Here is a 15,892-nt window from a genome sequence, read left to right as displayed (position 1 = left end):
AATGAGCATGTCTCAACAAATCAAAATTGCCTTAGTAATGGCAATGAGTTTATTTATGGAAATATTAGATGGTACGATTGTTACAACAGCTTTACCCAAAATGGCGACCACTTTTTCAACAAATATGTCACAAATCTCACTTTTAATCAGTGCGTATTTAGTCACAGTGGCGATTTTTATCCCAATGAGTGGCTGGTTAGCCAATTATTTTGGTAAGAAAAAAATCTGGCTTCTGGCTGTTTTTCTATTTACCATTAGTTCATTAGGGAGCGCCCTTGCGCCTAGTTTTGGGGTTCTTTTAGGAATGCGAATGTTGCAAGGTTTCTCTGGAGCGTTGATGACACCTACTGCACGATTGATCGTTTTTGAAAAAACACCAGTCGACCAACTATTAAAAATGACGAGTTATCTTGTTTGGCCAGCATTAATCGCACCTGCGATCGCTCCTATTATGGGTGGAGCAATCATTACCTATTTAAGTTGGCATTGGATTTTTTTGATCAATTTGCCAATCGGTATGTCGAGCTTGATCCTAGGATATTCATTGATTCCGTCAGACCATGACCTGATCAAAAATAAATTTGATTGGCTCGGTTTTGTGGAAATGGCAATGGCATCCACCTTACTTGTAGTCGGTGCAGAATTATCTTCACGAGACGGTCTTTCATTTGAGATAGCAGGAATTGTGTGTATCGTGAGTGGAATAATATTTCTTTTGTTCACATATCAACATTTAAATAAAGTCGAACAACCCTTATTTTCATTAAAAGCCCTATCAAAAACTTCTTTTAGAATCGGCCAAACCAGTGGGGCAATCCTTTGGTTATCTGTCGGAGCGATGCCATACTTGTTGACGATCTATTTACAAAATATTTTTCATTGGTCAGCAGTCGTTGCAGGAAGTTATGTTATTTTCATTTTTATTGGAAATATTGGGATCAAACCCTTCACGACATCGATTATTCGCTCACTTAACTACAAAGGGGCATTGATTGCGTCATTCCTAATGATTTTGAGTAGTTCTTTCTGTTTAGTTTTCATTGAATCAACCACGTTTCCAGCGATTATTATGTTACTAGCTTTTGCTTCAGGAATCGGACGCTCGCTCGCACTCACAGCGTTTATGGGATTAAGTTTATCAGAAATTCCACCACAAGAACGCAATAGCGCCAATACCTTGAATACAGTTGTCCAATCTTTAGCTCAAGGATTAGGGGTATCATTTATTACGTTGGTGATTCATTTATTGGAAATCCAATTGTCGATCCCACTGGCTTATAGCCTAGGTTTTGCTGTTTTAGGGGCGCTAATGCTTCTGCCAATCATTGAAATCCTAAAAATCCCACAAACAATGGGCATAGCGACAATGAAGAAATAAATCTAAAATAGTAGACAGGTAGATTTATTGAAGAAAAATTTGAACTAAGGGTACTTTACAATCAAAAAACTATTCAAAAATTAGCCCTTCGCTGACTTGATTGAGCGAGGGGCTAGTTTATGTAGCGTTTTATCGAAAAGCCACATTGGTAGTAAGTTGAATAACGACACTTCGATTCAAACAAACGCCAACCCTATTACCAATAAGCAAATCAAGGATCATAGATTAGCGAGTCAGTACAAGCAATTGTTTTAAGTAATTGGCTAAAAACTCTGAATGACTATTCTTAGAGTAGATCTTGAAAAATGAGACTAAAATAAAATCATCAACTACTATAACCAAGTTCATTCGAGGTTCTTTAAATGTTTGTCGTAGATCTGATTTTTTGATCAACATAAGAACAAGTAATAATCCGATCTTACCTAGTAGGGAAAATCCTTCGTGTGACTCGGACACAAGTTAGCTTTCCTTAAAATATAATCGAGCCTATTTGATAAAGTTTCTTTGAGTATAGGAGAGGAATGATACCCAGTAAACGATAGTTCAAATCAATGATAATCAACGAGAATGCCTAAAAAATCTGTAATCTTCACAATAGTTCTAGTAAGCGAAGTATCAACGGATTGATTCTTTTAATAAAAATTATTTAAAAATTTTTATTATATAACAAATTAATACTCTTGTTATTGATTTACAATGTAATTGTCAGAACGATAAGCGAGAGGAGAAAATAATGGTTTTTAAATTCTTACAAAAATTCAAAGAAGCCAATCAACTGGAAAGCAACGCCCAAGAAGTGGTTTCCAAACAATACTTAGAAATAAGAAAAACGTCTTTTGTGCAAAAGAAAGATGAGAAAATCGTAATCGACTTTTTAAGTGACATGGATAAAGATTTCGGTAGTAGCCAAGATGATCGAGTGAGGCAAGGAGAACATTTTGAGCAATTTTTAGCAGCAGCTTTCCGATTAGCAGGATACGGGGTTGAGATAACGAAGAAAAGTTATGTCAAAGATCATCGTAAGTATGTGGGAGATGGGGGTGTCGATTTAATTTTGACGAAAGAAAAAAAGCGGATCGCGGTACAAGCAAAATCCAATCGCTTAAACGCAAAACCCACACCGACACTGATTGGACGTAAAGATATCACTAATTTTTCAGGAATTTCAAATAAAAATTGGGATAAAAAAATGTTTATCACCACTTCATTTTTTTATCAACAGGTCTATGAAGAAATTGAACAAAATGAAAAAGCAAAAGAAATCGAGTGGTATGATCGCTACGGGTTATTACAATTATTAAATCAAATCATACCAGAAACGATGCTAAAATTTCAGCTTTTAAATTCTTTGCCAATGGGTATAAAAATATGCCCCAAATGTAGTGAAGGAATCATAATTAATTGTCGAAATGGAAAAACCGGCCATCTATTTAAAGCATGTTCCTTACATTGTGGTCATACAGAAAAGTTCAACACAACGGAATGATTGCATTAGTCAGCGATTCTTTTTCCAAAATCTCTACATATACTAATACAGTGATACTTCGATTGAATGCTAGTCAATACTATGGACGCTAAGACAGCGTTATAGTTTAAAAAATCCACAAAAAATATGTGATGCAGCCATACTTGGGAATAATTCCCCGTCAATTTTTCAATAGAAAGAATAAACAGTTCAAACAAGTGATTAAGAAAGGACTCTAGAATGGATAAATGACAAAAATACTCAAAGTAAAGCAAATTGAAGCAATGAAATTTTATACGGATATCTATCGAGAAGCAAGTTCATTCAGAAACATGTGGGTAATCAAACCCTTTTATCTGTTTTTATATGTTCTTAGCCTATGGATTAATACGTTATTTATTCTAGTTATTTTGGGTAGTAGTTTTTTATATTTAACTGGAAATCCTCATGCTTATAATAATATTGAAACAATCTTTTACCAATTCAACGTGGCGACTGCGTTTCTGTTATTCTGTTACTATAAAAGATATCGAACAAAGCATGGTCGTCCTAAAAAATACCATAATTATTTATATAAACGAAAAGCTGAAAGAATGCTTGACGAGCGAAGTATCAATCAATTGATTTTTGATGTGGAATACTTGATCAAAAAGAAAGAAAACCACGGAACCAGTATGTTAAGTATTTACCAAAACTTTATCGTAGCTTTGTGTTTTCCTATCACGATCTATCTTATCCAAAATTTTTTTGAGAAAGGCAGTATAAATTTTAGTACTTTTCTAATCAGTCTTTTTCCACTGACATTCATTTTTGGGATTTTTAAATCGAATAATTTATTTATATTAGTAAAAAGCCTTTATGTCGAAGATTATTATATGCTTGTTCATGTAAAAAAAGAATTAGAATATATGAAGACAATCAAAATAAATAAGACCAAACGTTGAAAATCGGTATTTATGTGTCTCACTCAATCAATAGAAAAATAAACAGCACCTAATCTGTTCCAAAATAGTAAAACCGTCATTTTAGAGATAGGTTATATTCAATCTAAAGCTCAAACTCATCCTCACAATGATATGGGGTCAACTTATTAGTAAATATCTGGAATACGACTAAGGCTAGAGTGCGCGGAATAAATTCATAAAGAGAGGGATATTAGATGAAGTATATCACTAAAAGTTGGTCATTTATTTCTATTTTAATCTTGTTAATCATTTTTGAATTAGTTAACACATATCTTATTTATCAGTTTCCTATTTATTTACGAATAGGCATACTTATGCTCATTGGGTGGGGATATGAAATAATCATAAGACGTTTTTTTAAACATTAACTATAAAAAACTATGGTAGAACATCATGAAAAAATACTATAAGATTATCTCTGATTTACGTTGAGCAACTTTAGAATCAGCGCTTAATACAGCATTTTCAAGAAAATAAGATAGAATTAAAAAAGGTTAGGCTGGTTTCCTACGAGAACTAGCTATAATGATGCTGGAATAGCTATAGCCGGAATAATATAGAGGAGTGAGTTTTCTTGTATAAAAACTGGAAAAAGTATACGAAAAACCATCCATACGCTAGTATTATCATTGTGGCGTTAGTAACCAGTTTAATAGGTATTTTTATCGAATATTTACTGAATCGAGACTTTCTAAGAAGCGGCTTTGGAGTAACGTTGATTTTGATTATCGGGCAGATAGTTGTTGTAAAGAAAAATAAGAAATAATTTACTGAAATAAAGTGTCGGGGTAAGGAGAGTTTAAGTAATACAAGATTTAAAATTTTAAATAATAAATATTCAAGTCATATCTGAAATTTGATATGACTTTTTTGCTTTTAGATTTTTTGAACAGTATAAAGAAAATGATTAATTTTGCAGAAGAAAAATTATCTGTGGATACAAATATCTTGTTTTTTTAAAATGATTTTTTATTTATAACGTTTAGTTAATAGTATATATCTACAAAGTAATCTTTCAGAAATATGGCTAGTAAAAGTAAACGTAGACGATGTATAATAAAGATGTTTTAATATGTTATAGATATCTTGAACAATAAGATATTTTTTATTAAACTTTTGAATTTTTTTGATCATAATTATATTGATGCCATTAGGGGATACATTGTTATGGGAACAACACTAATTACTAAAAAAGATTTACTTAAAAAATTAGATATAACTACAGAAGTATTAAATTATTTAGTTAGACATGGTATGCCAAAAGATGAAGAAATGTTTGATTTTGCCAAAGTGATTTCATGGAGAGAAGAATGGTCAAAAAAAATATTGGGTAATATAGAAGTGGGTGAAGTTTTTACTAATAAAGAAATTGCAGAGAAATTTAAATGTTCTATGCAAGGCGGAATGAGAAGATCTCATAAAACTAATACTCTTGTACTCTTTAGTGATCAAACAGGAGGCAATGTTTATAAAGATAAATGGTTAAATGGTATTTTACAATACACAGGTATGGGTTTGAATGGTGACCAAATATTAGATAAAGCTCAAAATAAAGTTTTAGCTAATTCAAAATCTAATTTTGTAAAGCTTCATCTATTTGAAACCTTTAAACCAAAAGAACACACATATTTAGGAGAAGTATATTTAGCAGGAAAAATATATACTGATAATGAGCAAGATAATAGCGGTAAAATGAGGAAAGTATATAAATTTCCTTTAGCTTTAATAAATCAAAAGCAATTGATAGAAGATAAAGAGATATACAGTCATGAAGAGAATCAAATTAGATATGTTCGTAATTTGTCTAATATTAAAATAGAAGAGGAGGCAAGAAAAATTAGCAGTTATAACAAAAAAATGGCTGTTAAATATGGTAATAAAGAAGAGTTTTTATTTTCAAAAACAAAAGTATATAAACGAAATGTTTTCATATCCGAATACGTTAAGCGACTTGCAAAAGGTATCTGCCAACTCTGTCAAGAAAAAGCACCATTTATAAAAGACGGTGTACCTTATTTGCATTGTCATCACATAGAGTATTTATCAGAAGGGGGGAAAGATGTAATTGAAAATTGTATTGCATTATGTCCAAACTGTCACGCTAGAATTCATGAACTTGAGTTGCCAGATGATAAAGATAAACTAATTAAGATTGTTGCGGAGAGAGAGTATAAACTGACTCACATATAAAGAAAAATTAGCAACTTCGTTAAACCTTCTATACTTTTATAGGTACTGTATTATGCGAGCGTTCGCTATAAAAAGACTGGGTTGTATCAATATTTGTTCGAAGTTCTTTTTCATGGTCTTCTGGTAAATAGGCGTCTTCTAGAATCATATTAGAAAATGCATGAGATTTTCCAAGATAGGGAATATCTTCATAGTAACGGAGGAGCTCATACATTTTTGTAAAGTTCTAGGTTCGAGTATTAGGATCGGAAAGTCATTGTCAAATAAAGTAACTTTTACGCTTTATGGATATTTAAATATAAAATAATGAAACAATTGAACAAAAGAGAAAGGGTATGCTATAATAAACATGAAAAAAGGAACTGCGTCAACAGTTCCCTTTTGACAGCACCGCTAAAGACGGTGGCAAGTTATATAGTTATCTCAAAAAGGAGTAACCAATCTCTCGCTAAAGTGACGGTTACTTCTTTTTGTCGTTTTTGTGGGCTAAGGTTAGAATGCCAAAAATCAGTGTTGCGATCAAAGATCCAAAACTGATCATTAGCCCTAACGCTGCTTCCACAGACAAAAGGCGTCTCCTTTCTCTAAAGTTTGAGATTATGTGCATAAGCACCACCTCACTTTCAGATTAGATAGCCACCGTCATTAAACTTTACTGTCATAACTGATTATAGCATATAGGATTTGTTATTATTACCTTAAAAATAAAAACAACTGTTCTTTTGTTTTGGAAATTGAATAGAAGAATAAGCGTATGCTATAATGAAGATGAAAAAAGGAACTGCGCGAACAGTTCCCTTTTGACAGCACCGTTTAAGACGGTGGCTCAGTTTAATAATAGTTACAAAAAATAACCGTTCAAACTGGCTAAGTGTAAATTGCGGTTATTTTTTGTCGTTTTTGTGATTGCTGATTGTCAAAACTAACGTTGCAAAAGCTATCGCAAACATTAGCGCTTCAAAAACAGACAAGCTTATTCCTTTCTAGGGAGCAAGTCATAAACCAACATAGGCATCACCCAATTTCTATTGGGATTAGCCACCACATAAACTGTGCTGTCTCAATTATATATAGCATATAGACCTAGTTATTTTCTTGAAATTTCAAGTATAATTAGGTCTATTTTTTTGCTTAAAAATAAGAAACCAAGAGGGATTGTGAACTGAAAAAAGATCAAGAAAAAGGAGAAAAAAAAACTTTTTATCCGTGAAAACGTAAGTATATTAGAATCGATAGAAGTTAAAGTTATTTAGTCAAATAAGAAAAATTAAAGTTGCTTTATAACATAAGAAAGAAACAAAATAAAATAAGATTAAGGGGAACAAAAATCAATGAAACAACCAATCCCGCAGAACAAAAGGTTTCTGCGTATATCCATATCCCGTTTTGTGAGCATATCTGCCATTACTGTAACTGGCTGACTAAAATTAGTTCTTTTATTTAAAAAATTCAAATAGTTATGACTTTAAAAACGCTTTTTATGATGAGGTAAACTAATAACATCGTTATTAGTTTACAGTTGTATCGTCATATAAGACAAATAAAAAAATTGGGAGGATACAGATTTTTAAATGAAAATTAGTATTACTTACATCTGATTTGGTTGTCTCTATTACTCCATCAATCTCGATAGGATCAAATGTATTTGCTAATGAAAATACAGAAATTTCGTTGAATCAATCAATAGACAGAACTATTACTGAATAAAAGCTTACTGAAGGATTCAGGCAATTATTTAATTTAAATATTGACGATTTAATCACTATTTTGAAACAATAAGGAATTGATCCATATACAATTTTTACTGCTAGCGAAATAGCATTACAAAGAAGAAAAGAGCTACTCAGGGCTAGGGTAAATAAAGTATTTAATTTCAATAACGAAACAAAAGATATTTATTTGAACTCTTATATTGCGACTACTGCAAAAACTGTTGGGCTTGCAGCGATTGTACATTATGTAGGTTTAGGATAGCTCAAGCTATTAATGGTTCTATCGGAACTACTATTCATACAAGTAAAGGAATGATTATTCTTGTAAATAAACAACCAGGATGAAAATGGGGTTCGAATATTGATTGTTGAGTAATCATAAGTGTACGCAGCCAATAAAGTAAAGAAATCTTGATTGGCTGGTGTTTTATATGAAATATTTATCTAAAATATGGCTATTTTTTCATTATTTAATATTACTAGTGATTTTTGAATTGATTAACATATTTATTATTTATTGTTTTCCTATTTATGAGAGAATTGTAATACTTGTTCTCATTGCTTGGGGATATGAAATAATCGTAAGCCATTTAAAAAAAACATCTTTATAATCATAAGCAATAAAGAAATTGTTACATAAAATCATGAAAAAAAGACAACAGAATTATCGCTGATTGGTTAAACAATTGTTGGCCAAAAAACAAAAGAAATGATGAAGTACATAGTTAATGGGATAAGCATTAAATGAAAAGGAGATGGATACTATATGAGAATAGGTAAACTGATTACTGCTGCTCTTGGTGTGGCGAGCATAGCAAATGAAGCACGTAGTTTAGGACACCAAAATCAAGGAAGGGAATTAGAACGAAATCCGTATGTAGAAAACTTGGGTAGAATTAATTTTTTACCTGATGACATTCATCCACACGAAGTTCAACACTCGAAACACAACAATGGGATGAACGCTGACCAAACCTCAAGACTACTAGACGGAATGCAAAGAGATGATCCAAGACACCCCTATTCAGCTCAAATATCTAAAAAAAAATCTAAAAAATCTAAAAAAATGATGAAATTCATCCACACAAAGTTCGACACTCGAAACACAATAATGTGATGAACACTGACCAAACCTCAAGACTATTAGACGAAATGCAAGTCGATGATCCAAACCCCTATTCAGCTCAAAAATCTAAACAATCAAAAGAAATTGATGTAGAATTTTCAAAGCATCTCGAGGATCAAAAAGCTCATGACGGAGCAATTTATCAACTAGTGGAAAAAGAGTCAGAATTTATCAAACTCTTAAACGGATATATTACTGAAAAACCTGCAGAAATTAATCAATTAAAATCATACCGTGAGCAGTCTGAAGAATTATGCAAAGAATTACGTCTTGTGAGGAATGATTTAAAAACTTTTGTGAATAAGACAGAACAGAAGATGGAATCGCTTGAAAAATATTTAAAAAATGATGGAATAGAGAATAGAACAGAAGTAGAAGAATATGAGTTTCGTTACATAATGGACTTAGACAATCTAAAAAACAAAAAAAGGGAGGCCAATAGTTTTTTAGCGAATTGTAGAAAGCTAACAAGATTCCTAAAAAATGAGATAAACTACCTGAGAACCCCTGCAGTGCATTCTCTTGAAACAGAAAGTCCTACTATTTTTTCACAAGAGTCTACAAAATCAAAAGGAACCCATTTGGGTAGCACTTATAAAACAACGATAAGTATGCCTGAAATAACGAATAAACCTACAACAGCGCTACCTACTCTTTCTCCACAAGAAGAATCTATAGCAATAAGATTTGAAGATCTTTCAAACAATTTCAACATGGCAACTAAAAATATAAAATATTTACGTGAACAAATTAATGAGTTCCATTTACAGTTACGCTCGAATAAGAAAATGTCTCCTAGTGATATTCAGCAGACAGAAAAAAATCTTAATATTTTTGAGAATATCATCCTTCCAACATTAAAGTGTGAAAAAACGAATATTCAATATGCAATAATTAATGAGAAAAATTGTATAGAGTTGCTTGTAAAAAAAGGAAAATTAAGCCCCTCGTTAGCAACAAAGTATACTGATGAATACAATAAACTCATTAATAACTTTGAACAATCTAATAACAGAAGAAATAAAAGAGGCCAGTCAATGAAACCTACTCTTTCAGAAAAACTAACAAATACTGCTATAAAAACTAACAAAGAATTTTCAAGAACTAAACGAGAGTCAACTTTTGAAAGGTAGTCTATAAAAAAGTGTGTAAACCCCCAGAGGTTGTATCAAGTGATGCAGAGTTTTTCAAATGGATAAACCTAAAGAAAAGAATGATTAAAAGAATTAGATTTAAAACGTACATACAACATAAAAGACAGAATGAAATAGCTAAGAAGTTCAGCAATTGAGGAGATACTTGTTGAATTACCATGTGCCTGGTCTTTTTTGATTAGTCACTGTATAAACATTACTGTCTTTACCATTACACTCATATCTCTTTATTGGCAGAAGCAGGCGTTCCGATCAAAGCGATCATGGAGCGAGTGGGTCATTCCAACATGAAAACAACTTTAGAAATTTATAACCAAGTAACCAATACAACCAAAGAAAAACGAGTCCAAGAAATCGATTCTTGGATTTTTTAGTGGATTTGTTTGGAAAATACGGTTAGTATGCGTATATGAGAGGTTGTGAAAGCGATGGTATGCTTCAAGAATTAAGAGCGAAAAATCGAAAATAGCTTTCCATATTTTTGAATTTTTTGAACTTAATTCCGTAGAAGCAATCGCTTGAACACCGTTTAAAGAAGGTCGAAAACAGGTACGACTTTTCGACGTAAGGAGAATTTAGTTTAATGAATGAAACAACCAATCCCGCAGAACAAAAGGTTTCTGCGTATATCCATATCCCTTTTTGTGAGCATATCTGTTATTACTGTGACTTTAATAAAGTATTTTTAGAAGGTCAACCCGTAGATGAATATGTCGAGATGCTTCTAAAAGAAATGGAAATCACACTTGAACAACATCCTGTAAAAGAATTAGAAACACTGTATGTTGGTGGTGGGACACCTACGTCTTTGACTGCAGTGCAATTGGATCGTTTGTTAGCAGGCGCTAGGGAAATATTGCCTTTTAAAGAAGGAAAAGAATTTACGGTTGAAGCGAATCCTGGAGATCTAACGAAAGAAAAGCTTCAGGTCATGAAAAATTATGGAGTGAATCGTTTATCAATGGGGGTGCAAACTTTTGATAATCGGTTGCTGAAAAAAATTGGGCGGAAACATACCGCAGAGGATGTTTACCAAACAATGCGTTTTTTAGAAGAAGAAAACTTTACGAATGTGAGTATTGATCTGATTTATGCGTTACCTGGACAAACGTTAGAGGGCTATCGAGAGACATTGAATCAAGCACTTGCACTTGATTTGCCCCATTATTCATTGTATTCATTGATTTTAGAAAATAAAACGATGTTTATGAATTGGGTGCGGCAAGGGCGTTTAGAACTGCCTGATCAAGAAACCGAAACGCGAATGTTTGAAGAAACCATACAAGCGATGGAAAAAAAGGGACGTCATCAATATGAGATCAGTAATTTTGGATTGAAGGGGCATGAATCAAAACACAATTTGATGTATTGGAACAATGATCATTATTTCGGCTTTGGCGCAGGTGCAAGTGGATATCTTGGGAATAAACGATACCGTAATAAGGGACCGATTCAACATTATTTACGTCCATTAAGAGCAGGAGAACTCCCTGTTTTGGAAACTGAAGTACTTTTAAGAGAAAATCAAATCGAGGAAGAAATGTTTCTTGGGTTAAGGAAAAAGATAGGAATTTCCAAACAACATTTTTACGAACGATATCAGCAAACAATCGAATCGCTTTATTCAAAAGTTTTGACAGATTTAGAAAAAGAAGGATTATTGGTCAATGAATCCGATCGAATTTATTTAACGCCAAAAGGAACTTTTCTAGGAAATGAAGTATTTGAACGTTTCTTGCTTGAAAAATAGTTGTGAGAGGTCAATAAAACCTTTAAATTTCTTTATAGATCGATTAAATAATGGAAGGTATTAAGAAACCTATTTATCTTTCGTGTTGATCTATCAATGTATTTATCAGAGAACACCCCTTTTAGCACTCGTTAAATGAGAGTGCTAAAAGGGGTGTTCTTTTTCTTGACACACTATGCGCTTCTTGCTATATTAGTAAGTGGGTTAGCACTTAGAAGATATGAGTGCTAATGAGAGGTGAAGAAGATGTTAACACAAAGACAAAGTGAGATTTTACGTCTGATCATCCAAAACTATACGAGTAGCGGTATACCCGTCGGCTCCAAAACCTTAATGGAAGATGGAGTCAAGGCAAGCTCAGCAACGATCCGTAATGACATGAAAGCCTTAGAAGATGCTGGGTTGTTACTTAAAACTCATTCTTCATCAGGAAGGATTCCTTCAGCATTAGGTTATCGGCATTATGTGGATCATTTGCTAAAACCTGCTCGTGTAACCAATGATGATCTGCAGCAGATTCGGCTGTCTTTAAGCAAAGAATTTCATGAAATTAACGAGATTATTCAACAATCTGCTGAGATTTTATCCGAGCTGACTAGTTACACAACCTTCTCGTTAGGCCCAGAAATTAAAGACCGCCGTTTGACTGGTTTTCGTATCGTTCCTTTAAATAGTCGTCAAGTGATTGCGATTGTAGTAACTGATAAAGGAAATGTAGAAAGCCAAGTTTTTACACTTCCTGAAAATCTAGGAAGCCAAGATTTAGAAAAAATTGTTCGCATTGTCAATGAACGATTGGTGGGAGATCCATTGATGACTGTCTATCATAAATTGCGGACAGAGATTCCAATGATTTTGCATAGATATTTTCAGACAACTGAAGGAATATCAAATCTTTTTGATACGATACTCGGACATGCGTTTGAAGACAAAATTTATGTAAGTGGACAAATGAATCTACTAGATTATGAACTCCACCAAGATCTGGAGCAATTCAAATCGATGTTTTCGTTTATGACAGATACTTATGAATTAACCCAAATGATCGTCCCAACGGATAGTAACATCCACATCAAAATTGGATCTGAATTAGGAAATGAGCTTTTACAAAATATGAGCATGATCCAAGCAAGTTACGAGATTGCTGGACACGGTCGAGGTACAATAGCCTTGTTGGGACCAACCAGTATGCCTTATTCAAAAATGTTGGGTCTGGTAGATGTCTATCGTCAAGAATTAGCGAACAAGCTTGCTGATTATTATCGATCAATTGATTTGACTGGATCTTAGCATGAAAACGAATCACTGACTGATTAACGAAAAGGAGTGTGTCTTGTGAAAGAAAAAAAAGAAGAGTTAGAAAAAGACGTAGCGGATATTCAAGAAGATACGGAAATCGATACGGAAGCGACGGAAGACTCAGGTGTCTCTGACGTAGAAGCTGAAGAATTTGAGCGTTTAAATTTAAAGGCTGAAATGGAAGAGTTGGAAGATAAATATTTACGTGCTCGAGCTGAGATTGCAAATATTGCAAATCGAAGTAAAAATGAGCGTGAACAATTACAAAAATATCGTTCACAAGATCTTGCTAAAAAATTATTACCTTCAATTGATAACTTAGAGCGTGCTTTGGCTACAGATGTGGCTGATGATCAAGGTGCAAGTTTGAAAAAAGGTGTCGAAATGGTACTAGAAAGCTTGAAACAAGCACTTAAAGAAGAAGGAATCGAAAAAATCCCAGCAAAAGGAGAGGCTTTTGATCCGAACCTCCATCAAGCTGTACAAACCGTGCCAGCGACTGAAGAACTTCCAGCTGACACAATCGTCGAAGTACTACAAGAAGGTTACAAATTACATGACCGCGTATTAAGACCAACAATGGTTATTGTTGCGCAATAATGTCATGATATAAAATTAACTAAGATAAGGAGACGTTAATTATGAGTAAAATTATCGGTATTGACTTAGGTACAACCAATTCAGCAGTAGCTGTTTTAGAAGGAAACGAAGCAAAAATTATTGCAAATCCAGAAGGTAACCGTACAACTCCTTCTGTTGTCTCATTTAAAAATGGGGAAATTCAAGTGGGTGAAGTTGCTAAACGTCAAGCAGTAACGAATCCAAATACGATTTCATCGATCAAACGCCATATCGGTGAACCAGGCTATAAAGTAGAAGTAGAAGGAAAATCATATACACCACAAGAAATCTCTGCAATGATCCTTCAATATATCAAAGGATTCGCTGAAGACTATCTAGGTGAAAAAGTTGAAAAAGCAGTTATTACTGTGCCTGCTTACTTCAATGATGCACAACGTCAAGCAACAAAAGATGCTGGTAAAATTGCTGGCTTAGAAGTTGAACGTATTGTAAATGAACCAACTGCTGCAGCGCTTGCTTATGGCTTGGATAAAACAGATCGTGATGAAAAAATCCTAGTATTTGACCTTGGTGGTGGTACGTTCGACGTATCTATCCTTGAATTAGGTGATGGCGTATTTGACGTACTATCAACAGCTGGAGATAACCATCTAGGTGGGGATGACTTCGATAACAAAATCATTGATCACATGGTAGCTGAGTTCAAAAAAGAAAACGGCATTGATTTATCACAAGATAAAATGGCATTGCAACGTTTGAAAGATGCTGCAGAAAAAGCGAAAAAAGATTTATCTGGAGTATCAAGCACACAAATCAGCTTACCGTTCATCACAGCTGGCGAAGCAGGCCCTCTTCACTTAGAAATGACATTGACTCGTGCGAAATTTGATGAATTAACCGCTGATTTAGTAGAGCGTACAAAAATTCCAGTACGACAAGCCTTGAAAGATGCTGGTTTATCACAATCTGAAATTGATGAAGTTATCTTAGTTGGTGGTTCAACACGTATTCCTGCAGTTGTTGAAGCAGTAAGAAAAGAAACTGGAAAAGAACCAAACAAATCTGTAAACCCAGATGAAGTAGTAGCGATGGGTGCTGCTATCCAAGGTGGGGTTATCACAGGTGATGTCAAAGACGTTGTGTTACTTGATGTTACTCCGTTATCATTAGGTATTGAAACAATGGGTGGCGTCTTTACTAAATTAATTGATCGAAACACAACGATCCCTACAAGTAAATCACAAGTGTTCTCAACGGCTGCAGATAATCAACCTGCTGTAGATATCCATGTCTTGCAAGGTGAACGTCCGATGGCTGCTGACAACAAAACGTTAGGAAGATTCCAATTAACAGATATTCCTGCAGCACCACGTGGTGTGCCACAAATCGAAGTTACTTTTGACATTGATAAAAATGGGATCGTGAATGTTTCTGCTAAAGACCTAGGTACACAAAAAGAACAAAAAATCACGATTAAATCTTCTTCAGGTCTAACTGATGATGAAATCGAACGCATGGTAAAAGATGCAGAAGCGAATGCAGAAGCAGATAAAGCACGTAAAGAAGAAGTGGATTTACGTAACGATATTGATGCTTTACTATTCTCAGTTGACAAAACACTAAAAGAATTAGAAGGTAAAGTTGACGCAGAAGAAGTGAAAAAAGCGGAAGAAGCTCGCGATGAATTGAAAGCTGCTGTTGAAGCAAACAATATCGAAGAAATGAAAACAAAACGTGATGCATTGAATGAAATCGTGCAAAACTTGACAGTTAAATTGTATGAACAAGCTGCGCAACAAGCACAAGAAAATCCAGAAGCAGCACAAACAGGTGCAGATGATGTAGTAGACGCTGACTTTGAAGAAGTCGACGGAGACGACAAAAAATAATCTCATTAAGTAATCGTTAGCTGTTTAGTAGAAATGACAAGTTTCAGTAGAGAAGGTTTTCCCTTTCTCTAGCTGGGACTGTTATCATACAATACAACCTTTTGAATACGTTGTTAAACAATATTAAGCAGGATCTAAAAGACGAGTGAACCGAAGTTTATACAACAATTTACTTTGCCGTTCGTTTTTAGTGCCAATGCTTGAAAGAAGGTTTAGCAAAAGAGATCAGCTCTAAGAAATAATCCGAAGAATGCGAAAATAGATTCTCATATTTTCGAGATTCTTCGGATTATTTTCCGATAGTGCTACATTTAGAGTGGTCTAAAAGGTTAGTAGGCGTTCACTTTCAAGAATGAAGCGCAAAATAGTGACTTATCGTCTG

General features: G+C 33.8%; 12 protein-coding genes. 10 read left to right on the top strand and 2 right to left on the bottom strand.

From position 1 onward, the window contains the following. Positions 1 to 7 precede the first annotated feature (7 nt). Complete coding sequence (locus IGK21_RS07825; RefSeq protein ID WP_034698286.1) at positions 8 to 1,378, top strand: MFS transporter; 1,371 nt, start codon at positions 8 to 10, stop codon at positions 1,376 to 1,378. Positions 1,379 to 1,603: 225 nt separating this feature from the next. Here IGK21_RS07825 and IGK21_RS07820 read toward each other — a convergent pair whose 3' ends face one another. Further along, complete coding sequence (locus tag IGK21_RS07820; protein WP_034698283.1) at positions 1,604 to 1,834, bottom strand: hypothetical protein; 231 nt, start codon at positions 1,832 to 1,834, stop codon at positions 1,604 to 1,606. A gap of 277 nt (positions 1,835 to 2,111) precedes the next feature. Here IGK21_RS07820 and IGK21_RS07815 point away from each other — a divergent pair, with 277 nt between their 5' ends. The 3 genes from IGK21_RS07815 to IGK21_RS07805 all read left to right on the top strand — a co-directional run bounded on the left by IGK21_RS07815 (position 2,112) and on the right by IGK21_RS07805 (position 5,998). Beyond that, a complete protein-coding gene (locus IGK21_RS07815; protein ID WP_034698282.1) occupies positions 2,112 to 2,864 on the top strand; it encodes a restriction endonuclease in 753 nt (250 codons plus the stop codon). Between the two features lie 227 nt (positions 2,865 to 3,091). After that, positions 3,092 to 3,787 (top strand): hypothetical protein, encoded by a 696-nt coding sequence (locus IGK21_RS07810; protein ID WP_232622373.1) that lies wholly within the window; start codon positions 3,092 to 3,094, stop codon positions 3,785 to 3,787. 1,188 nt (positions 3,788 to 4,975) lie between these two features. Then, positions 4,976 to 5,998: an HNH endonuclease gene (locus IGK21_RS07805; protein WP_034698278.1), complete on the top strand. Its 1,023-nt coding sequence runs from the start codon at positions 4,976 to 4,978 to the stop codon at positions 5,996 to 5,998. Between the two features lie 460 nt (positions 5,999 to 6,458). Here IGK21_RS07805 and IGK21_RS07800 read toward each other — a convergent pair whose 3' ends face one another. Continuing rightward, entirely contained in the window at positions 6,459 to 6,605 is a 147-nt protein-coding gene (locus IGK21_RS07800; RefSeq protein WP_081186522.1) for a putative holin-like toxin, read from the bottom strand. Between the two features lie 1,871 nt (positions 6,606 to 8,476). Between IGK21_RS07800 and IGK21_RS07795 the strand changes: the two genes are divergently transcribed. The 6 genes from IGK21_RS07795 to dnaK all read left to right on the top strand — a co-directional run bounded on the left by IGK21_RS07795 (position 8,477) and on the right by dnaK (position 15,510). Then, a complete protein-coding gene (locus IGK21_RS07795) occupies positions 8,477 to 8,827 on the top strand; it encodes a hypothetical protein (protein ID WP_181915050.1) in 351 nt (116 codons plus the stop codon). A 35-nt stretch (positions 8,828 to 8,862) separates the two neighbouring features. Further along, the gene (locus IGK21_RS07790; protein ID WP_147281801.1) at positions 8,863 to 9,969 is read left to right on the top strand and encodes a hypothetical protein; all 1,107 of its coding nucleotides are present in this window, start codon (positions 8,863 to 8,865) and stop codon (positions 9,967 to 9,969) included. A 604-nt stretch (positions 9,970 to 10,573) separates the two neighbouring features. After that, on the top strand, positions 10,574 to 11,740 hold the full coding sequence (hemW, locus tag IGK21_RS07785; protein ID WP_034698273.1) for a radical SAM family heme chaperone HemW: 1,167 nt from the start codon (positions 10,574 to 10,576) through the stop codon (positions 11,738 to 11,740). Positions 11,741 to 11,986: 246 nt separating this feature from the next. Then, positions 11,987 to 13,030 (top strand): heat-inducible transcriptional repressor HrcA, encoded by a 1,044-nt coding sequence (gene hrcA / locus IGK21_RS07780; protein WP_010718939.1) that lies wholly within the window; start codon positions 11,987 to 11,989, stop codon positions 13,028 to 13,030. Between the two features lie 45 nt (positions 13,031 to 13,075). Then, a complete protein-coding gene (grpE, locus tag IGK21_RS07775) occupies positions 13,076 to 13,639 on the top strand; it encodes a nucleotide exchange factor GrpE (RefSeq protein ID WP_010718940.1) in 564 nt (187 codons plus the stop codon). A gap of 41 nt (positions 13,640 to 13,680) precedes the next feature. Further along, positions 13,681 to 15,510: a molecular chaperone DnaK gene (gene dnaK / locus IGK21_RS07770; protein WP_181915049.1), complete on the top strand. Its 1,830-nt coding sequence runs from the start codon at positions 13,681 to 13,683 to the stop codon at positions 15,508 to 15,510. The last annotated feature ends 382 nt before the right edge of the window (positions 15,511 to 15,892 follow it).

The organism is Enterococcus sp. DIV1421a (assembly GCF_051711025.1).
Taxonomy (GTDB): Bacteria; Bacillota; Bacilli; order Lactobacillales; family Enterococcaceae; genus Enterococcus_B; species Enterococcus_B hirae.
The sequence above is the reverse complement of the archived record's forward strand: the minus strand, read 5'-3'. Positions and strand labels throughout refer to the sequence as shown.

Excerpts from the sequence above, each read along its gene's own strand:
- IGK21_RS07805 (WP_034698278.1), top strand. The coding sequence starts at position 4,976 with ATGGGAACAACACTAATTACTAAAAAAGATTTACTTAAAAAATTAGAT.
- hemW (WP_034698273.1), top strand. The coding sequence starts at position 10,574 with ATGAATGAAACAACCAATCCCGCAGAACAAAAGGTTTCTGCGTATATC.
- IGK21_RS07795 (WP_181915050.1), top strand. The coding sequence starts at position 8,477 with ATGAGAATAGGTAAACTGATTACTGCTGCTCTTGGTGTGGCGAGCATA.
- IGK21_RS07800 (WP_081186522.1), bottom strand. The coding sequence starts at position 6,605 with ATGCACATAATCTCAAACTTTAGAGAAAGGAGACGCCTTTTGTCTGTG.
- dnaK (WP_181915049.1), top strand. The coding sequence starts at position 13,681 with ATGAGTAAAATTATCGGTATTGACTTAGGTACAACCAATTCAGCAGTA.
- hrcA (WP_010718939.1), top strand. The coding sequence starts at position 11,987 with ATGTTAACACAAAGACAAAGTGAGATTTTACGTCTGATCATCCAAAAC.
- IGK21_RS07825 (WP_034698286.1), top strand. The coding sequence starts at position 8 with ATGTCTCAACAAATCAAAATTGCCTTAGTAATGGCAATGAGTTTATTT.
- IGK21_RS07810 (WP_232622373.1), top strand. The coding sequence starts at position 3,092 with ATGACAAAAATACTCAAAGTAAAGCAAATTGAAGCAATGAAATTTTAT.
- IGK21_RS07815 (WP_034698282.1), top strand. The coding sequence starts at position 2,112 with ATGGTTTTTAAATTCTTACAAAAATTCAAAGAAGCCAATCAACTGGAA.
- IGK21_RS07790 (WP_147281801.1), top strand. The coding sequence starts at position 8,863 with ATGCAAGTCGATGATCCAAACCCCTATTCAGCTCAAAAATCTAAACAA.